Origin of the sequence: Bacillus sp. LB7, assembly GCF_030449715.1 — a bacterium.
Lineage (GTDB): Bacteria > Bacillota > Bacilli > Bacillales > Bacillaceae > Bacillus > Bacillus paralicheniformis.
Window position 1 is genome coordinate 28,400 of the sequence record NZ_JASGCA010000005.1, and the last position, 18,761, is coordinate 47,160.

The following is an 18,761-nucleotide window of genomic DNA, read 5'->3' on the forward strand; positions in this document are numbered from 1 at the left end:
ATCATTTGCAGTATACCGCCTTTCAGTACTCCTTACAATGGCAATCTAAAAAAGACCGTTTTAAAAAACGGCCTCACTTCGTTCTCCTTCCGATCAGCCTCGTCACAAGAATCATCGTCACCGGGAGAGATCGATTTTTCCGATAGGCTAAATATTTTCCCCGCCAAACCGGTTTATATTTTTCTTTAAAAGACCGCAGTCCGCTGAAACTGTACATGTAGCTGACATTGTTGAAAATCACGGCGGCTAATCGCTCCGTCCAGAACGACTGAAACGATGTCCCTACATTCGATAAAGGGGCCATTCCCATATTGAAGGCCGTGTAGCCCTGTTCTTTTCCCCATTGAAATAAATAGATGAACAGCGCATCCATGATTCCTTTCGGCGCTTTCTTCGAATAGCGCATCAGATCGATGGATATTTCCCCTTCGCGGTACATCGGCATGATATTCATAAACGCAACGATCTCGTCTTCTTCGCTTTTTAAAACGGCAATCGGCGCTTTCTGCAAATAACCTTCATGAAAAAACCCGAGTGAAAAGCCTTTTTCTTTTTTTCGGCCGAGCCATTCATCAGATACCTGCCTCAACTCGTTGAGGAATTCTGCCGAAAACGGAGGCTGTTCGACATGAAATGTATATCCTTCCCGTTCAAAACGGTTGTGAATCGCCCTTAATCCGGCCCGCTTTTTTCCGCTGATTGTAAAGGTGTCAAGGTCGACAATCGCCTCTTCTCCAAGCTTAAAAAAACGGTATCCGAAATCATGATAGAGCCCCATGTCTTCTCGTTCGATCTGATAGAAAATGACAAGATACCCTTTTTGGTCAGCCGTATGAAGAAATTCTTTGATTACGAGCGGAAACGAGCCTTCCAGGCCGGACGGGTCGCCAAGCACAACGAGACGCTGGCCGACTTTGGCGAATTGAATCAGCGCATTCCCGTCGCTTGAATAAAAAAACCGCTTGTCACCTAAAAAGCCCAAATGGCTCAAAGCGTTTCCGCCTTTTTCTTTTAAGAATGCCTCCAGTTTCTCCGAGTCAGGAGCTTCACCGACCTCTTTCGTTTTCCTGTTAAACGTCCAGATGAAAACAACGAAATACAGGGGAACGAAAAATAACGCAAAAAACGTCGCGAAATCGACATGGCGTTCACTGTGAATGAAATAATCTTTTACAAGGATATGGCCGAGCGCCTCCCAAATGTTTGAAGCGATAATATTGTAATTCAGCAAAGTAAAGAGAAAGATAAAAGCTCCCCATGCGATTTGCCCGAATGTGTAGACAGCCCGCTCCCTTGTAAACTGCCCCCTCAACAGGACAAACAGGGCAAACACCACAGGAATCATGAAGACCGCGCTAATATTAAAACCTTTAAAAAGCGTGAACAGAAAGGCAAGCGCTAAAGCGGTCAGCGTCATATAATAAGATCTCTTTGTCCTCCGATAAAGTTCCAGCGGCAAGATCAGCAAAATCAAGCCGAAACTGAGGGACAAGCCGTTAAAAAACACGAGCATGTACTTCGGAATATTCGGTATCAATGTAATTCTGTCAATCGGCAGCGCCACAGATGCGATCACAATCGCTCCGCTGCAAAACGCGATGACTGAAAGCGAACCGTTCAGCAGTCTGAATAACAGCGCTCTGTGTAAAATCAACAGAATATTGGTCGTTTCTATTGCCGGGGCAATAATCGGCTTTTCTTCGAGCTTCTTCATCGTATTCCCAGTCAAATCGGCTGCTGCAAAAATAAGGCCGAACACAAAAGGGATAAACGAATAAGCGATCCTGTAAAGCACAATCGCCGTCAGAGTGATTTCCTGATCAACCCCAAGCTTGCTCATCCCCACCAAAAAAAGCAGGTCGAACGAACCGAATCCGCCGGGAACGAGACTGATCATTCCGGCTACAGATGCAATTGTAAAAACGCCGAGAACGGTTTTCGCGTCTAATTCGACACCCATCGTTACAAGGGAATAATACATGACCGCTGCAGCGGCAAACCACTCGATCACAGATGCACCCAAATAAGACAAGAAGACCGAAAGCCGCATGCCTTTTTCGGCTCCTGCGCTTCTCTTCTTTTTGATCATTAAAATGACGGCCGCACCGGGAGCGATTATCGCCGTACCGGTAACAGCCAGCAGCACCCACGTTTTTTCTGTAAACAGATCCCCGGCAGGCAGAATCCCGGCAAGGACGAGAAGGCTGAGGACAGACAGTCCGAGAAGAATCGAAGACGCAAGCCAAGCAATCCCCCTGATCAGCTTCTTCACATCATCAACATGCTCTTTGTAAAGGATCGTTCTCAATCCTGCACCGGACAATCCGCCGAATCCGAGAACATTGTTAAGCGAGTTGGCGATCCAGGACACCTTGATCGTCTTCCATTTCGAAACCTTCATTCCGAGGGAGCGAACCAGAACAAAATCGTATAATGTCATCGCCAAAATGGCGGCAAGTCCGAGAAAAACAAGGATAAACAGGTCAATCCGATTAATTTGATCGATAATCAAAAATGTTGCTTTAAAAGACAGTCCGGCCAGTTCTTTTTTCGCTTGAAAAAAGACAAACAAAAGAACAGCCGCCGGAATTACAATCCTTAAAATCGCCAGCGCATTTTTTTTCATAAAAACCACTTCTCTCTAATCACAGGATAAATCCATCACATTTTGATAACTCATATATCTTACCTTAATTTACCGGCTAGAAAAAGCAAAAACCAACGATTCTGCTGTTATGTTAGTGTTAACCATCCCCTCTGAAAACAAACGGTAAACAAAAAACGCGCAAAGGCGCGTTTTTTTCAGATTGTTGACAAAATCGCAAAACAGCTATTTGTTTTGGGATTTTGTCATCCCTTCAGCGTAGTTGAAAACCCTTGCAGTCTAGGAAGGCCGAGCATCGGAGCGCAGCGAATGTTGGAATTCGTGAGCACCGACGCGCAGGCCTGACAACGAATGCGAGGGTTTGGCGACACGCTGAAAAAACGCGCAGCGGCGCGTTTTTTTCAGTTCCAACCCATTCTTTTTCGAAGCTCTGTAATATGGGCAATATGATGATGTGAGTGCCACACATAGAGAGCGAGCGCTTGATACAGCTTCATTTTCTCTCCTGTGTCCGGATAAACGTACGCTTTTTCAAAATCCTCCTCTGTTAAAGATTCAAAAAAAGCGGTCCAGCGCAGATGCAGCGTGTTCAAAAGCGCGAGCGACAAATCCGGATCGATCGTTCTGGCATCGGTAAGTCCAGCCCAATTCTGTTCGTCAAACGTGCGGATCAAAGGCGACTCCTCTGTCATCGCCAATTTGCTTCGAATATAGCCGTTCATATGGCTGTCGGCGAGATGGTGAACGACTTGCCGGACAGTCCAGCCTCCGGTTCGGTACGGCGTATCAAGCTGTTCTTCATTTAGTCCCGCCACCGCGCTTCTCAGGAGATGCGGCGCTTGCTTCAGATCCCCGATCCATTTCTCCCGTTCCCTTTCGTCCGCTTCAAGCGGTTTGGAAAAGGCGCCGATCGGATATTTCGACTGATCCATTGTCTGTTCCTCCCTTAGTCGCAATACACTTCCTCATGCTTTCCAAAAAGGTATTCGATCTGTTCATACGTATTCCTTGCTTCCGATAATTCAGGCAGATTCTCCAATGGGAAAAACCCAAGGTTTTGCGTTTCCATCCCCGCTTCCGCCTTGCCTCCGACAATCTGACAGGCGATAAACAGCTTATAGATGTGGAAGGCGGAAGGAGGGTGGTTGTGGCGCATTTTATCCATGACCGCCAAAAGTTTGTGCGCCTTGACTTTCAAACCTGTCTCTTCAAGCGTTTCTTTAACCGCGATTTCTTTCGGCGTAAAGCCGATGTCTGCCCATCCGCCTGGCAGCGCCCATTTACCGTCTGCTTTTTCCTGGACAAGAAGGAGCTTATGATCTTTAAAAATCACGGCTCTTACATCGACTTTAGGCGTTTGATAGCCCGATTCTCCGGCAAAAAGCTCTTTCACTTTTGAGAAATCGGCTTCCGCATAATCGGCGATGATTTCGCAGCTCAGCTCGCGAAGCCGCTCAAAACGTTCACGATCAAAGTCATCTTTTGTATAGGCCAGCCCCGCCTGGGCGATGGCTTGAATTTCCTTTGCCCAATCCAGCCATTTCAGATCCTTTGTCATTCGCTGATCCCCCGATCTGCAGGAGCTATAGACCGGTAGACACGGTCAAGCCATTGCGTTCGTTTTTCTTCAGAGCTGTCTTTTACACCGGCAAACAGCAGGCGCTTTACCCGCCGTACGCCGCAAAACTTCAACATCACATCTTTAACCGTCACCCAGTCGGCATCGCGCCGCCAAAACCGCAAATACCACGACGGAGCGTCAGCCGTGTAGTAAACCGTTGCCGTGCGCGCCTTCAGCAGGCCTTTTGGCAGCTTTCCTTGATATGTATAAGCTTCTCCGGCGGCAAAAACGCGGTCAATAAATCCTTTCATGATCGCCGGCATCCCGCCCCACCAAAGCGGATAAATGAAAATCAGATGGTCGGCGTTTTTGACAATTCTTCGATATTCGGCGGTTTCCGGGTCGCGCTTCATATCAGAACGCCTTTTCTTTTCATCAAATAAAAGAACGGGATCAAACCGGTCTTTGTACAAATCGATGACATCATAAGAATGCTTACCGTCCTCAAGCGCCTTTATGACTTGATTTAAAATGGCCCCGTTGAAACTGTTTGGATTTGGGTGTGCATATATAACGGCAGTCTGCATATCGCTTCCTCCTTTTCGTCCTTTGATGGAATTATATTGTTTATTTTGCAGAATTTAAAGAAAATGAACTTGGAGCACATATGATAGAAAAACCCTTTCCTTTTGTAAAAAAACGGAGACAGGCGGATGTTTCGCCTTGCCAGTCAGGCTTTTTGCCATCGCCTTCACCCCTGTTTCGTTTCCAATTTTTCGAATTCATGTTAGCACAGCTGCCGCCACTGAATCTTTGTTATTGATGTCTGTTTATTCTCATTCTTTGCTATTGTTGTCCTTTGATTGAATAGCATAAAAAAAAGGCGAAACTAAAGTTTCACCTTAGTTTCGCCTTTTCAAGCAGTCAACCTTATATCAATGCCTGAAGCCGGATCTTGAACAAACCATGCGTTTTCTTGATGCTCAACGGCATAACCTGAGCTTTTCAGTTTTTTTACGATTCGGTCCAGTTCCGCCTGACTCGGGAGAAGAACCGTGTAATACGCCATGCCTGCCGCATCACGTGGAGCAAATGGCGCATGTTGTCCGGCCCAGATGTTTAAACCGATATGATGATGGTAGCCTCCGGCAGAGACGAAAAGCGCTGACATGTGCTGATAATCTCCTGTGATATCAAATCCCAGCACAGCGTGGTAAAATTCTTTCGCCTGCTTCAAATCTCTGACGTGAAAATGGACGTGTCCGATTTTTGTTTCAGGGGGAAGACCTTGCCATTCGTGGCCATCGGCTTCTTCAAGAAGACCTTGGACATCAACCGGTTCCGTGCCCATCACGTAGTTCCCCTGTTCATCACGCTTCCATCCCTCGCGCGGGCGGTCCCGGTAGATTTCAATTCCGTTTTGATCAGGATCTGACAAGTAAAGCGCCTCGCTGACAAGGTGATCTCCCTGGCCGAGTTCAATACCGGAGCGGAGCAAATGCTTCACAGCCATGCCGAGCTGCTTTCGATTTGGAAGCAAAATGGCAAAATGATAAAGGCCTGCTGCCGATCTTTCAGGCAGCACAACAGCATTTGGAATCTCTTCAATGATCAGAAGCGGATTTTTCCCGTCAACTGTGAACTCCGCCGTTTTGCCGTCCCGTTTTAATACTTGAAAACCGATCACATCCCTGTAAAAAGAAACCGATCTTTCAAGACGGCTCACCTTCAGCTTGACATATCCGAGCTCAGTGCCCGGGTGAATTTGCTGCGTCATCTGTTTTTCCTTCTTTCCTTGATTTCAGGATCATTTCCCCAAGGGACAGCATGCTGCTTCCACTCAAGGCCAAGTATAAAGACATGGCAAGAAGCGTTACATCAAATTCATAGCCTGTGCCTCCATCCGTTCCCATGAAACCGGCGGAGAGCTTAACAGTGAAAATGGCCCCCAGCATGACAATCGCAAATAAAAGGCCAATCACACGCGTACCGAGCCCGAGAATCATTAAAGCCCCTCCGGCCAATTCGATAATCGCTACGATATAGGCGAGAAAGCCCGGAATTCCGACACTGCTGAAAAATCCTACAGTATTTTCAATCCCGCCTTGAAATTTTGAAAGCCCGTGAAGCAAAAATGTAAGACCGGTAACCAAACGTAAAATAAATGCACCTAATTCGTATTTGTTGTTCATTATTTTCTCCTCTTGTTTATTTTTTATTTAAGAGACCAATGACGTACGCCAACTTTACCCATCTATCAACATATCATCCGCATCAGAAGTCTGCAGTGTCCTCCTTTTTTCGTTCGTTACTTACTTTGTGTAAGTTAGTATATATAAATAACGAACTTACGTCAAGACATTTTATGAGCTTTGCTCATTCATTGATATACCGTTATAATAGACCTAGAGAGGTGAGGAATATGAGCCTATCATCTTTATGTCCGAAATTCGAAAAAGGAATGAAAATGATAAGTCAGCGCTGGAACGGATTTATCATTCACCAGCTTCTTAACGGCCCGCAGCGGTTTTGCCATATAGAATCTTCCCTTCCCATCAGCGGAAGGCTGTTATCCGAAAGATTAAAAGAACTCGAACACGAGGGCATCATCCACCGGCACGTGTATCCGGAAACTCCGGTGCGGATCGAATACTCCCTGACTGAAAAAGGACAGGCGCTCGAATCGGTCCTTAAAGGAATGGAAAAATGGTCGCAGGAATGGATCGATCTGGACGACGCCAATGAACGGGAAAATCATTAAAAAGGCGTGCATCTCAGGTGCATCGCCTTTTTGTTTTGCCGTTTTATTCCGCATATTTTTCAGTTCCCCGCCTTTTTAATGCTTGCCTGAACATCAATTTTTAATCCTCATATATTAAATAGGGAAAGATTACATCCTGAGAGGAGAAAGAAATGCGGAGATGCTTGAAAATATTAGTTCTGATTAAAACGTTTTGGAAGACCATGCCCAAACATGAAGTAAAGTATAAAATGATGAAATCGATGGAGGAGTTTGCCGAAGTCATGTACTGGCATACAGACGGCTATCTTCCGGATATATTGGACAAAATCCAATTTCGCCCTGATTTCATTTTCCACTACGACATTGCCTACGGCTTCTCACTATCCCCAAACATAAGGGGGCTCAAGGATACAAACATCCCCACCGGCGCGTTTGTGATCGATTCTCATTTTAATAAACATATCAGAAGCAGCTATTTCGAAGAAAACAAAATTGATTTAATTTTTTCAGTGACAAAAGAGCATTTTTTAAATGAATATCCCCAGTACGAAGAAAAATTCAGATGGGTCCCGTGGGCAGTTGATCCAGAAATATTCAAGGACTGGAAGTTGAAAAAAACGATAGACTATTTGCTCATGGGGCTCGTGCATGAAGGAAACAAAAGATACCCTCCAAAAGGAAAGTACCATTTTAGGGAAGCTGTACTGCAGACCATGAAGCATGAAGAAGGGTTTGTTCACCACCCCCATCCCGGCAATGTCATAACTGATGAAGAAGAAATCAAGCAGGCTTTTTTGAATGAAAAGTATGCCCAGGAACTGAACAGGGCCAAGATATTTTTCACGTGCGGAAGCACCCTTCGCTACCCGTTGTTAAAATTTTTTGAAGCTCCTGCCTGCAGAACGCTGTTGCTGGCGGAACCAAATCAAGATATTTACGATCTTGGTTTTAAAGATGGCACCCATTTCATTGCTTGTGAAGTTGAAGACTTTTATGACAAAGCAAAATACTATCTTCAAAACGAAAAAGAAAGGCAGCGTATCACAGACAACGGCTACCGTCTCGTTCATTCGCGGCATACCTATCGTGCGCGCGCACAAGAAATAGCAGACGCGATAATAGATTTTTTAGAGCAGCGGAAACGGTGATGAATGGATCCATTTTTCTTATCCGGCGGGATTGTTCCCGCACGCATTTTCTTTCCGGACATATATTTCTATTACTGATGATTTAAAAGATCTCGAGGTGAAAAATATGGGAACGGAAATGCCCGCTGAGTTTTATGATCAATTTATTGACCGACATCTGATTCCGCTTGAAAAAAGCCCTTGGAAAAAGGTGTATGAGGAAGCTGCACGTCTATTGCCGGAGTCCAAAGATGAAACAATTGTTGATATTGGCTGCGGCACAGGGAGATTCGCAAAGCTTTTATATGACAAAGGATACAGAAAATATTTAGGCATCGATTTTTCCAAAGGAATGCTTGAAGAAGCCAAAAGATATAATCCCTCGTTTACTTTCATCGAAGGGAATGTATATGACGAGGCGATCGTCCGGATGCTGCAAAAATACAATGTTTTTGTTTTGCTGGAAGTGTTAGAGCATATCGAGAAAGACAAAGCGTTTTTATCAAGTCTTCCTCAAGGGAGCGATATGGTGATTTCTGTGCCTAACTATGATTCACGCGCCCATGTCCGCCACTTTAAACATATTGACGAAGTCATCGAAAGATACGACGGCATATTGGATTTTCAGGGCAGCGAAAAAGTCGTCATTAAAACATCTGAACAGCTGAAGAATGAAATTTACGTGCTGAACTGCAAAAAAAGATAATAAACGGGAATTGGCATGCAGCGAGCTAATGCGGATAACCTGTGAAGCGTTAGCTTGTCTCTGCATCAAAAGAGCATCCCCCAATCGTACATGCAAGTCTCCGCAACTTGCATTTGTCGTTTCAGGAGATGCTATTTTCCCCGGCACAATTATGATTGATCCAGCAGCTTCTCAACCCTTTCACGAACTTGCGGAACAGAAAGACCGATGATAATTTGCAAGGCTTTTCCGTTTCTGACGACACCGTGAACGCCAAAGGACTTAAACGTACTGTCCGGCTCCACTTTCGATTCGTCATACACGCTGACTCTCAGTCTTGTCGCACAATTCGTCACTTCAGCTATGTTTTCTTTTCCGCCGAGCGCTTTGATGCAAAGAACCGCCTGATCGGTTTCATCCATTTCTTGCGCCGCAGAAACCTCTTTTTCGGACTCTTTTTTCGCCTTGTAATCTTTTTTCGAATAAAATTTGGTCTCCTGCTGCTGGTCTTTTTCACGCCCCGGTGTGGCAATATCCAATTTTACAATCAAGAACCTGAATACGAAGAAGTAAATGGCGGTGAAAGACAAGCCGATCAAAATTTGAAAAACATAAGTGCTGCCATGCTGATGAAACAGAGGGATCCAGTTGAGCGTTAAAATCTCGATTAAACCGCCGCCCATATTTCCGACCACTCCTGCAGCATACATCAAGGTTGCCATCGTCGCGGCCAAGAGACTGTGTACGAAAAACAGCAGCGGCGAAATGAACAAAAACGTAAATTCGATCGGTTCCGTGATCCCCGCAATCACCGCTGTCAGCGTGATCGGAATCAGCAGACCGGCAACGATTTTCTTCTTTTCTTTTTTGGCTGTTACATAGATTGCGAGCGCGATCCCCAGAATTCCGAAAATTTTAGAGTTTCCGTGGAGCGCGAATCCGCCTTGAGGAAAGAGCTCTTTCAACGGCTCAGAGCTTGCCGAAAACTCGCTGAGATGCTGCGCCCAATAGGTGACAATTCCGCCTTCAACTACGGCCGGACCGAAAACAAATGGCGTGTAGATGAAGTGATGCAGGCCTGTAGGGATCAAAATTCTTTCCAAAAATGTGTAAACCCATACACCGAAGGCTCCTGAGGCGACAAGGAAGCTTTGCAGCGACGCAATGCCGCCCTGCACCATCGGCCAAATCCACGCGGTCGCAAGCGCTACCGGAAGCATGATCGCGAATGAAATGATAACGACGAATGAAGAGCCTTGAAATATTCCTAAAAAATCGGGCAGCTTCTTATCAAAGTAGCGGTTGTGGATATACACGACAATCGATGAAATCAGAATCGCCCCGATAATGTTCGTATCAAGGGTTTTGATGCCGGCGATTTCCGCAAGCCCGCTTGTTCCTCCGGCTTCCTGTGTCATATCAACACCGAAAACATCTCCCCATACAGTCAAAATGGCGCTGACAAAATAATTGAAGGTCAGATAGGTAGTAAGCGCTTCCAAACATGCCCGCGCCTGCGCTTTTTTCGCCAGTGCGATCGGAATTCCGACCGCAAACAATAGCGGCATTTGCCTGAAGACAGTCCAGCCGCCTTCCTCAAGGATATACCAGAATTGATACCAAAAGGTGTCCTGACGGGCGAGCGATCCCATCAGCTGCTCATTTTTAAATAATGTGCTGAGGCCCACGACGATCCCGGCAAAGGCAAATAGCAAAACCGGCACAAACATAGCGCTTCCGAATCGCTGTACTTTTTGCATCAATGCGAATCCCCCCTGTTATTCCTGATTTTTCTTTTCTTCAGCATAGTCGACATAGCTGCGAAACAGCGCTTCCCCAACGAGAAAAAAGGGCGCAAAAGCAGTCAGCTCCGTTTTTGGATAAACCGTCACCGTCTGGCTCGGCGCATAGAGATTGTAAGGAGTGAGCTGGGCGAGCAGATTATTTTTCAAATTCGTCAAAGAGATAAAAGGAATGCCTTTTGCCGACAGAGACTGTGCCTGCGGAATCAGCGACGGGGTTTCTCCTGACAGCGAAATGATGATGATCAGATCGGCCGGGCTAAAATCAGGAAACATGATGTCGAAATCGATTTGATCTTTGATCACCGTCAAATAACGGTGCTGAGAAACAAACATTCGCTGCAGTTCATAAGCGCACGTCGTCTGAGCCGTACCTGAACCATAGACAAAAATGCGGTCTGCTTCATCAATGAGCTGACACATCTTGCGCAAATCCGTATTTTTCAAATACTTCATGCTTGCTTCCATATCCCTCATGAGGCTTTCAAAGGAACGGCAATCTTCCCGCTCTTCTTCCCGTTTCTCAGCCTCCCATTTCAGAAACACCCTGAACTCGCTGTACCCGCTGAAATCCAATTTTTGAGAAAGTCTTAAAATCGATGTGCGGGACACGTTGCATTTCTTTGCTAATTCGTTGATGCCCAGCTTGTAGCAAGTGTCTTGATGGTTCAAAATATATTTCAAAACATGAAAGTCATTTTCGTTCAATTTTTTATAATGCTTGTTCATTAATTCTTCCAACTGCATCGTTTTCACCCCATTTATTCTCTGTCTCTATTATATAAAATACGAGAATAAATGGGAGATATGCCTGGGCTGGCCGGTATGGCTCAGGAGCCCAGGCGCTTTCATTCTTAAAGCGACGGCTGAAGATGTTCCGCGGAGAGCTCCGGCCAATATGCTTTGTTCGCTTCAATCAGATCATCGAGAATCAGTTTGGCTGTTCTTGCATTCGGCACGGTCCGCGACAAAATCAGTGCCTGCCAAAGCTTTTGATACGATTTTTCAATCCAGGCTTCAACGACAAGCTTTTCAACAGACACCTGCTGTTCCATCAGCCCTTTTTGGAACTGCGGTATCTTGCCGATTGTGATCGGCTCCGGTCCGTTTTTGCCGACAATGCAAGGCACCTCAACCATCGCCGATGAATCGAAGTTGTGGATCGCTCCGTTATTTTCAACAATTAAAAGCATCCGTTCACCGGTATTAAAAGCAAGGGCGCGCGCAAGGTCGACAATATATGAAGCATGGTCATCAATTTTGATTTTGCTGCCGGCGCTGGATTGGGCTTTTGCGATTTTTTCACACTCGCCGAAAATGAATTTTTCCCGCCCTTCCATTACTTCGTTCGCCCGCGTGAATTCAGGGTTTGATTTTTTCACCATGTCATCGGGATAAAAATAATATTGCAAATACGTATTTGGAAGCGTCTCAGGATCGAGTTCATATACTTCCCGCGCTTTTTTGAACGTGTCGTTCCAGCTGGCCTCAGCCTTTTCATGTTCATGTTCAGGAATATAGCCGAACTTCCCGACGTGCTCCTTGATCGCCTGCATCAGATCATTGCCGTTTTTATCACAAATTGACGTCCACCAGCCAAAATGATTAAGACCGTAATAACGGACGACCATCTCTTTCCGTGATGACAGCCCGAGAATTTGTGCCATCCTGTCTTCGATACCGATCGGCATATCGCAAATGTTCAGCACTTTTGATGTCGGCCGCAGCCTTCTCGTCGCTTCGGCAACGATTGCAGCCGGGTTTGAATAGTTCAGCATCCACGCATCAGGTGAATAAGTTTCCATATAATCAATGAGCTCAAGGACGCCGCCAATCGACCTCATTCCGTACGCAATCCCTCCGGGTCCGCACGTCTCCTGGCCGACGACTCCGTATTTCAGAGGGATCTTTTCATCGAGCTCGCGCATTGCATATTTGCCGACTCTGATATGAGCCATGACAAAATCAACATCGGAAAACGCCTCTTCCGGATCGGTTGTCGCTAAAAATTGAATGTGTGGAGCCCTTTCTCGAACCAACACTTCACAGGCGCCGGCTATCTTGTCTTGCCGCTCCCCATCATTGTCATACAATTTCAGCTGTCGGATCGGGAAATCATCCAAATTGTCCAAGAGCATCAATACAATCCCCGGGGTAAATGTGCTTCCTCCGCCTGCAATGACAATCGAATACGTTTTATCCATTTTTAAAGCCCCCTTATAAGCGTTTACAATTTACTTATATCATGCTGAAGGAGCGGTTCCAACTGGTTCGGCAAAGACAGTTCCTATACTCGCGTTCTGTTTATTTTCCCGAAAAACGGGAACTTTCCCGGCCGTTTCATGTCGTGTAGAATAAAGGCAATTAACTGAATTGGAGTGTGTTGTTGATGCTGATCGCAATCGGTTTATTTTTGCTGGCGGGCTTGGCTGAAATCGGCGGGGCTATCTCGTATGGCTGTGGCTGAGGGAAGCCAAACCGCTGTGGTACGGGATAGCCTGAGGGCTGACTTTAATCATTTACGGCGTAATCCCGGCTTTTCAGGCGTTTCCATCGTTCGGGCGCGTCTATGCCGCATACGGGGGCGTATTTATTATTCTGGCTGTGCTTTGGGGTTGGCTGGTGGACAAAAAAACCCCCGACCTCTATGATTGGGCCGGGGCTGTGATCTGTTTAGCCGGAGTCAGCGTCATGCTTTGGGCGCCGAGAGGTTAAAGGTTATACTTTCGAAGCCGCTTGTAAAATGTGCTTCTTGGAATTCCGGCCACCTTGGCCGCTTCGGACACATTTCCTTTCGTTTTTTGCAAAGCTTCCATCATCGTTTGTTTTTGAACACGTTCTCTGAATGTGAGCCGGTCTTCTTCAGAAGGTGCGCCGCTTTTCCAATGGAGTCCGTCCAGCACCGCGCTGTATTGGGACGGATCGATCAGCCCGCCGTCCGGAAATAAAACCCTGAGCCTTTCAAACGTATTAAAGAGCTCACGGATGTTACCAGGCCAGTGATATTCTTGAAGCCGCTTGAAAAAAACCGGCGGAAACTCGGCCTTCCATCCGTGTTGCTGTTGATAGTGGCGGAACAAATCAGGTATGTCCTCTTTGCGCTCTCTGAGCGGAGGTATTTTTACCGGATAAACATGAAGGCGGTAATACAGATCTTCACGTATCATTCCTTTTTGGAGAAGATCTTTCAGATCACGGTGTGTTGCTGTGATGATTCTGATGTCGAGGGGAACTTCACGGGTTCCGCCGATCGGAGTGACCTTCCGCTCTTCGATGATCCTTAAAAGCGCCACTTGCATCTGATAAGGGATCTCACCGATTTCATCGAGAAAAATCGTACCGCGGTGAGCCTGTTCAAACTTCCCTTTTGAACCGCGGCGCTTTGCTCCTGTAAATGCGCCTTCGGCATATCCGAACAATTCGCTCTCCATCAAGCTTTCAGGAATGGCGCCGCAGTTGACGGCGATAAAAGGCCCGTTTCTCCGGGCGCTTGCCTGATGAATGGCCCGTGCGGCAAGTTCCTTTCCGGAGCCCGTCTCCCCCCATATGTATACATTCGCATCCGTCTGAGCCGCAAGCCTCATGTCGTTAAGCGCCTGCTGAAACGCCCGGCTTGTTCCTGTTTCTCCCGGATAGATGAAACGGGATACGAGTGATGGAGCTGTTTTTTTGCGGGACACTTCAGCCAGTGCCATCGACTTTCCGAGGGGCCTCCTGTCTTTGGCGGAGAAAATCGGCTGCTTGTGCACGCCCGTAAACCCGCGCTCATACAGATCATTGACATCCATTCTCCTCCAGTCGGAAAAACGTTCCCGCACCGGTCTGCTCGCAGCTACGATTTTGTCTTTTTCATTGCAGACGATAAACGGCTGATCCGAATCGATTTTTTCAAGGCAATGGCTGATGAGCTCGGCTTCGTTTTTTTTCGTGTGTACGCTGACCTCGCGCTCGATGGCGTGTGCGGCAGTAGCAGCCATCCCAAGCATAAAGGGATGCCTTCTATCCGTGAGACAGGAAATATCGATCAAACCCATAACAGTGCCGTCTTCATCGCGAATCGGTGCAGCAGAACAACTCCAATGATGGGATGCCACCGAAAAATGCTCGGTCCCGTGAATGGTGACAGCTTCGCCGATTTCAAGTGCGGTTCCGATGGCGTTCGTGCCGACTTCTGTTTCCGTCCAGCGCACCCCCTCAACAAAATTGATTTTTTTCGCCTCTTCAAGCGTCCTCAGGCATCCGGCCAAGCTCAATACGTACCCGTCGGCATCGATCAGGAGCGCCATCATTTCCGACTCTTTTAATTCACGGCTGATATTGTGTAAATAAGGCAGGGCGATATCGAGGAATAACGAGTGTTTCTTTTTTTGAGCGTTGAATAAATCCTTTTTTAAAATTGACTGTCCTTTATCTAAATACGGATTTACATTTCGGCTTTTGCAGCGGTACCATGATTCCATGACTCTTTTGTTCAAGCGGGCCTGGTCAAGGAGCCCCTCCTGAACAAAGCGTTTCCACGTATTTAAATAGCAGGGCGTCGGATTCATTCCATCCTCTCCTAATGCTTTTTCCTCATTATATTATAAAAGCGCTTTCAATATCGATAAAAAAACTCCGCACTTACCTGCTGTGCGAAGTTTTCCATTATTCAGCAGTGAACCGCCTGACCTGTGGCTTGCAGCAAAGCTTCGTGAATCGTTTCCGAAAGAGTCGGATGAGCCGCGATGAAGTGCTCCATTGTGTCTGCCGTCAGCTCAGCGTGCATCATCACGGCTGCCTGGCCGATCAGTTCGGTTGCTCCCGGACCTACGATCGAAACCCCGACAATTTCCTGATACTCCGGCTCTATTATGATCTTGACCTTACCGGCAGCCTCATTTAAAATAAGCGCTTTTCCGTTTGAAGAAAACGGAAATTCACCGATACGAACATCCCCGTAGCGCTCCCTCGCCTTTTTTTCATTTAAGCCGACGCTTGCGATCTCAGGCGAGGTATAGATGCAGCGCGGAATGATTTCACTGTTGACCTGCATGTCTTTGCCTGAAGCATGGGATGCGGCGACGATTCCTTCGTGAAAAGCGGCATGCGCCAGCTGGATCCCGCCTGTGATATCCCCGCACGCATAAATATGCGGAATGTTTGTCTGCATATGCTGGTTGACTTGAATCCCTTTCCTGTCATATTGGACTCCGATATGCTCAAGCATCAGATCAGCCGTTCTCGGTTTTCGGCCGACGGCGACCAGACATCGATCCGCTTGAATATTAAAGCTGTCATCGCCATTTTTCAGAAAGACGCGCTGCCGGGCAGGATCAAGACGCTCCACTTGTACAGATGTGAAAACACGAACGCCGGACTCTTCGAGTCTTGTGTGGAGAAAAGCGGCAATATTCGGATCTTCTTCAGGCAAAATCTGTTCCGCTTGCTCGGCTATAATTACGTTCGCCCCCAGCCTGCTGTAAATACTTGCAAATTCACAACCGATGATTCCTCCGCCGATAATAAAAATCGTTTCAGGGATGGACGGCAATGACATGGCATCTCCGCTGTGGATGATCCAGTTCCCGTCAAAAGACGCAAAAGGCAGTGCGGCAGGTTCCGCTCCTGCCGCTATAATCACATGCCCGGCATTGATGACCTCCTGTTTTCCGTCCTTTTCAACAAGTATGTCGTGTTCCGACAAGAACGATGCTTTTCCTTGCAGCACCTTGATTTTATTTTTATTCATCAAATATTTAATACCCCCGGCAAGCCGCTGAATGATCTCTCTTTTACGGCTTTGGACGGCCTCCCACTGAACCGTCGGGCTTTCGCCTGACAGCCCGATGCCGAATGCGCCTGCGGACTTTACTTTCTCGAACATAGCGGCGCTCTCAAGAAGCGCTTTTGTCGGTATGCACCCTTCATTTAAACATGTCCCTCCAAGGGGGCCATCTTCAATCAGGATGACTTCTCTGCTATTCTTGGCGGCTGTAATCGCGGCCACGTAACCCGCAGGTCCCCCTCCTATAATCGCGAGTGTCACAGTCTATCCACCTTCTCTCTATAAAAGAATCGATGCAGGATCTTCCAAATATTTTTTTACATCTGAAAGGAATGCTGCAGCAGGCGCACCATCAAGCGCGCGGTGATCAAAAGTCAGACTGAGCGGCAGAATGGCGCCCTTTGTCAGTTCTCCGTCTTGATAGACGGGGGCCGAATACATTTGGCCGATTCCGAGTATCCCGGTTTCCGGCGGATTTAAGATCGGCGTAAAGTGCTCGACACCATATGCGCCGAGATTTGTAATCGTAAATGTCGATCCTTCTATTTCGTCGTGCAGAAGCCGGCCTTCCCGCGCTTTTTTGGCGTACCATTTGATTTTTTTGGCCAGATCGATCAGCGGGAGCCGCTCGGCATGGCGGATTACGGGAACGGCCAGGCCTTCGTCCAAAGCGGCCGCCATTCCTAAATGAACATGCTCAAAGGTCGCAAGCCTTCCGTCTTGATAAACGCTGTTCATGGCCGGATGATCCAAAAGCGAAAAAACAGCTGCCCTTGCGGCAAAATCAGTGATCGTCAGCTTTGTATCATACCTGGATTGGGCTGTTTCATTAAGCTGTTTTTGCAGGGCTGTTAATTTCGTGATGTCCGCCTTCATCGTAATCGTCAGCTGGGCGCTGTTTTGCAGGCTTTCCGTCATTCTTGCGGCAATCGTTTTCCTCATCGGGCTTGCCGGGGGACGATCTTCCGCCTGATCCGCCTGCTTGTTCGGCCTGTCGGGAAGCGCCTGCAGCACATCCGCTTTCGTAATTCTCCCCCCGGGCCCTGTGCCTTTCAGCGTTTTGACGTCTATATTTGCGCTTTCCGCGATTTTGCGTGCAGCCGGAGAAATTTTAATCCGTTCTTTCGGGGGATCCGGCTGTTTTGTTTGACTTTCCGGCGTTTGTTCGTTTTCATTCCCGATCTGGCAGATGACCGTTCCCGGCGGCACTCCCTCTCCTTCGGACACTTTGATGTCCAACACGGTTCCGTTTGCCGGAGATTCGATTTCCATTTCGATTTTTTCGGAATTGATGCTGGCAATGCTTTCTCCTTTTTCAACGGCTTCACCGACTTTTTTATTCCAGACGGAAACCGTACCTTCTTTCATCGACATTCCCAATTTCGGCATGACAACCTCGACAGCCATGTTCTCCTCTCCTTTCCAATCTTTACACTGTATGTGCTGAGGTTTCTCCTAGCATCTCAAGCACGGTGTTCACCACTTTTTCCGGTGTCGGCAAATACAGGTCTTCAAGAGGCGGTGAAAATGGCACCGGCGTATGTGGAGCCGTCACCTTTTTAACCGGTGCGTCAAGCGAATCAAATCCTTTATCTGCCGCCAATGATGCGATATCCGCGGCGATACTGCATCTCGGATTGGCTTCATCAACGATCACAAGCCTGTTTGTTTTTTCTACAGATGAAAGGACAGCCTCTTCATCAAGCGGCGAAAGACTCCTCGGATCAAGGACTTCGGCTTCAATTCCCCGCGCTGAGAGCTGTTCCGCCGCTTGAAGCGCCGTATGAACCTGTTTGCCGACTGCGACAATCGTTACATCAGCGCCTTTCCGCTTGATATCGGCTTTTCCGATCGGCAGCGTGTAATATTCTTCCGGCACATCGCCTGTCATGTTGTACAGCGTTTTGTCTTCAAAAAAGATAACCGGGTCCTGATCCTCAATCGCAGCAAGCAATAAGCCTTTCGCATCGTACGGGGTCGACGGCACAATCACTTTCAGGCCGGGAATGCTTGTAAATAGGGCATACAAGCTTTGCGAATGCTGGGCGGCTGCCCTAAAGCCGGCGCCGTGGGTCGTCCGGATCGTAATCGGAACTTCCGCTTTGCCGCCAAACATGTAGCGGAACTTCGCTCCCTGGTTCAGCACCTGGTCCAAACATGTTCCGATAAAATCGTTAAACATCAATTCCGCGATCGGCCTTAAACCTGTTGAAGCCGCCGCCATGGCTGCGCCGATGTACCCCGCTTCACTGATCGGCGTATCAAGGACGCGCTCCCGTCCAAATTCCTGAACAATCCCTTTCGTGACGCCGAGCACACCGCCCCATGCTTCATCATCCTGCAGATGATCGACATTCGCTCCTCCTGCGACATCTTCCCCCATTAAAATGACGTGATCGTCCTTTCTCATCGCAAGTTTGATCGCTTCATTCAATGCGGCTGACATGCTGATTTCCCTCGTCATGTTTCCTTCC

At 47.4% G+C, this 18,761-nt stretch carries 16 protein-coding genes and 1 pseudogene; 4 read left to right on the forward strand and 13 right to left on the reverse strand.

Translation table 11 applies throughout. The annotated features are described in order from the left end of the window. Positions 1-73: 73 nt before the first annotated feature. From mprF to QMZ64_RS08550, 6 genes are all read right to left on the reverse strand, one after another. Positions 74-2,626 (reverse strand): bifunctional lysylphosphatidylglycerol flippase/synthetase MprF, encoded by a 2,553-nt coding sequence (gene mprF / locus QMZ64_RS08525; RefSeq protein WP_301441234.1) that lies wholly within the window; start codon positions 2,624-2,626, stop codon positions 74-76. A 380-nt stretch (positions 2,627-3,006) separates the two neighbouring features. After that, positions 3,007-3,537 carry a YfiT family bacillithiol transferase gene (locus QMZ64_RS08530; protein WP_301441235.1) on the reverse strand — a complete coding sequence of 177 codons (531 nt, stop codon included), beginning with the start codon at positions 3,535-3,537 and terminating at the stop codon, positions 3,007-3,009. Positions 3,538-3,551: 14 nt separating this feature from the next. Beyond that, positions 3,552-4,163: an NUDIX hydrolase gene (locus QMZ64_RS08535; protein WP_065644613.1), complete on the reverse strand. Its 612-nt coding sequence runs from the start codon at positions 4,161-4,163 to the stop codon at positions 3,552-3,554. Then, positions 4,160-4,753 (reverse strand): NAD(P)H-dependent oxidoreductase, encoded by a 594-nt coding sequence (locus tag QMZ64_RS08540; protein WP_301441236.1) that lies wholly within the window; start codon positions 4,751-4,753, stop codon positions 4,160-4,162. The genes QMZ64_RS08535 and QMZ64_RS08540 overlap by 4 nt, the downstream gene beginning before the upstream one ends. 329 nt (positions 4,754-5,082) lie before the next feature. Continuing rightward, the gene (locus tag QMZ64_RS08545) at positions 5,083-5,943 is read right to left on the reverse strand and encodes a VOC family protein (protein ID WP_075755169.1); all 861 of its coding nucleotides are present in this window, start codon (positions 5,941-5,943) and stop codon (positions 5,083-5,085) included. Beyond that, complete coding sequence (locus QMZ64_RS08550) at positions 5,915-6,358, reverse strand: DoxX family protein (RefSeq protein ID WP_265627539.1); 444 nt, start codon at positions 6,356-6,358, stop codon at positions 5,915-5,917. The genes QMZ64_RS08545 and QMZ64_RS08550 overlap by 29 nt, the downstream gene beginning before the upstream one ends. A gap of 230 nt (positions 6,359-6,588) precedes the next feature. On the opposite strand from QMZ64_RS08550, the gene QMZ64_RS08555 reads away from it, so the two are divergent. The 3 genes from QMZ64_RS08555 (at position 6,589) to QMZ64_RS08565 (ending at position 8,742) form a co-directional block, all read left to right on the forward strand. After that, positions 6,589-6,927 carry a winged helix-turn-helix transcriptional regulator gene (locus tag QMZ64_RS08555; RefSeq protein WP_145652948.1) on the forward strand — a complete coding sequence of 113 codons (339 nt, stop codon included), beginning with the start codon at positions 6,589-6,591 and terminating at the stop codon, positions 6,925-6,927. A 152-nt stretch (positions 6,928-7,079) separates the two neighbouring features. Beyond that, positions 7,080-8,057 carry a glycosyltransferase family protein gene (locus QMZ64_RS08560; RefSeq protein WP_301441237.1) on the forward strand — a complete coding sequence of 326 codons (978 nt, stop codon included), beginning with the start codon at positions 7,080-7,082 and terminating at the stop codon, positions 8,055-8,057. 106 nt (positions 8,058-8,163) lie between these two features. Further along, the gene (locus QMZ64_RS08565; RefSeq protein ID WP_026580631.1) at positions 8,164-8,742 is read left to right on the forward strand and encodes a class I SAM-dependent methyltransferase; all 579 of its coding nucleotides are present in this window, start codon (positions 8,164-8,166) and stop codon (positions 8,740-8,742) included. Positions 8,743-8,891: 149 nt separating this feature from the next. On the opposite strand, the gene QMZ64_RS08570 is transcribed toward QMZ64_RS08565, so the two are convergent. The 3 genes from QMZ64_RS08570 to glvA form a co-directional block, all read right to left on the reverse strand. After that, positions 8,892-10,484, reverse strand: coding sequence for an alpha-glucoside-specific PTS transporter subunit IIBC (locus QMZ64_RS08570; protein WP_265627541.1), 1,593 nt, complete (start codon positions 10,482-10,484; stop codon positions 8,892-8,894). A 15-nt stretch (positions 10,485-10,499) separates the two neighbouring features. Continuing rightward, positions 10,500-11,270, reverse strand: coding sequence for a MurR/RpiR family transcriptional regulator (locus QMZ64_RS08575; RefSeq protein ID WP_265627542.1), 771 nt, complete (start codon positions 11,268-11,270; stop codon positions 10,500-10,502). Between the two features lie 107 nt (positions 11,271-11,377). Continuing rightward, complete coding sequence (gene glvA, locus QMZ64_RS08580; RefSeq protein ID WP_265627543.1) at positions 11,378-12,727, reverse strand: maltose-6'-phosphate glucosidase; 1,350 nt, start codon at positions 12,725-12,727, stop codon at positions 11,378-11,380. 182 nt (positions 12,728-12,909) lie between these two features. Here glvA and QMZ64_RS08585 point away from each other — a divergent pair. After that, positions 12,910-13,238 (forward strand): annotated as a pseudogene (locus tag QMZ64_RS08585) (YnfA family protein). On the opposite strand, the gene QMZ64_RS08590 reads toward QMZ64_RS08585, so the two are convergent. From QMZ64_RS08590 to QMZ64_RS08605, 4 genes are all read right to left on the reverse strand, one after another. After that, the gene (locus QMZ64_RS08590) at positions 13,235-15,070 is read right to left on the reverse strand and encodes a sigma-54-dependent Fis family transcriptional regulator (RefSeq protein ID WP_301441238.1); all 1,836 of its coding nucleotides are present in this window, start codon (positions 15,068-15,070) and stop codon (positions 13,235-13,237) included. The pseudogene QMZ64_RS08585 and the gene QMZ64_RS08590 sit on opposite strands and share 4 nt — an antisense overlap. A 101-nt stretch (positions 15,071-15,171) precedes the next feature. Further along, complete coding sequence (gene lpdA / locus QMZ64_RS08595; RefSeq protein WP_301441239.1) at positions 15,172-16,548, reverse strand: dihydrolipoyl dehydrogenase; 1,377 nt, start codon at positions 16,546-16,548, stop codon at positions 15,172-15,174. Between the two features lie 18 nt (positions 16,549-16,566). Continuing rightward, positions 16,567-17,727 carry a dihydrolipoamide acetyltransferase family protein gene (locus tag QMZ64_RS08600; RefSeq protein ID WP_301441283.1) on the reverse strand — a complete coding sequence of 387 codons (1,161 nt, stop codon included), beginning with the start codon at positions 17,725-17,727 and terminating at the stop codon, positions 16,567-16,569. Beyond that, on the reverse strand, positions 17,717-18,751 hold the full coding sequence (locus QMZ64_RS08605; protein WP_265627547.1) for an alpha-ketoacid dehydrogenase subunit beta: 1,035 nt from the start codon (positions 18,749-18,751) through the stop codon (positions 17,717-17,719). The genes QMZ64_RS08600 and QMZ64_RS08605 overlap by 11 nt, the downstream gene beginning before the upstream one ends. Between the last annotated feature and the right edge of the window lie 10 nt (positions 18,752-18,761).

Bases quoted from the DNA above. Each gene is read 5' to 3' on its own strand.
- mprF (WP_301441234.1), bottom strand. From the start codon at position 2,626: ATGAAAAAAAATGCGCTGGCGATTTTAAGGATTGTAATTCCGGCGGCT.
- QMZ64_RS08530 (WP_301441235.1), bottom strand. From the start codon at position 3,537: ATGGATCAGTCGAAATATCCGATCGGCGCCTTTTCCAAACCGCTTGAA.
- QMZ64_RS08535 (WP_065644613.1), bottom strand. From the start codon at position 4,163: ATGACAAAGGATCTGAAATGGCTGGATTGGGCAAAGGAAATTCAAGCC.
- QMZ64_RS08540 (WP_301441236.1), bottom strand. From the start codon at position 4,753: ATGCAGACTGCCGTTATATATGCACACCCAAATCCAAACAGTTTCAAC.
- QMZ64_RS08545 (WP_075755169.1), bottom strand. From the start codon at position 5,943: ATGACGCAGCAAATTCACCCGGGCACTGAGCTCGGATATGTCAAGCTG.
- QMZ64_RS08550 (WP_265627539.1), bottom strand. From the start codon at position 6,358: ATGAACAACAAATACGAATTAGGTGCATTTATTTTACGTTTGGTTACC.
- QMZ64_RS08555 (WP_145652948.1), top strand. From the start codon at position 6,589: ATGAGCCTATCATCTTTATGTCCGAAATTCGAAAAAGGAATGAAAATG.
- QMZ64_RS08560 (WP_301441237.1), top strand. From the start codon at position 7,080: ATGCGGAGATGCTTGAAAATATTAGTTCTGATTAAAACGTTTTGGAAG.
- QMZ64_RS08565 (WP_026580631.1), top strand. From the start codon at position 8,164: ATGGGAACGGAAATGCCCGCTGAGTTTTATGATCAATTTATTGACCGA.
- QMZ64_RS08575 (WP_265627542.1), bottom strand. From the start codon at position 11,270: ATGCAGTTGGAAGAATTAATGAACAAGCATTATAAAAAATTGAACGAA.
- glvA (WP_265627543.1), bottom strand. From the start codon at position 12,727: ATGGATAAAACGTATTCGATTGTCATTGCAGGCGGAGGAAGCACATTT.
- QMZ64_RS08590 (WP_301441238.1), bottom strand. From the start codon at position 15,070: ATGAATCCGACGCCCTGCTATTTAAATACGTGGAAACGCTTTGTTCAG.
- QMZ64_RS08605 (WP_265627547.1), bottom strand. From the start codon at position 18,751: ATGACGAGGGAAATCAGCATGTCAGCCGCATTGAATGAAGCGATCAAA.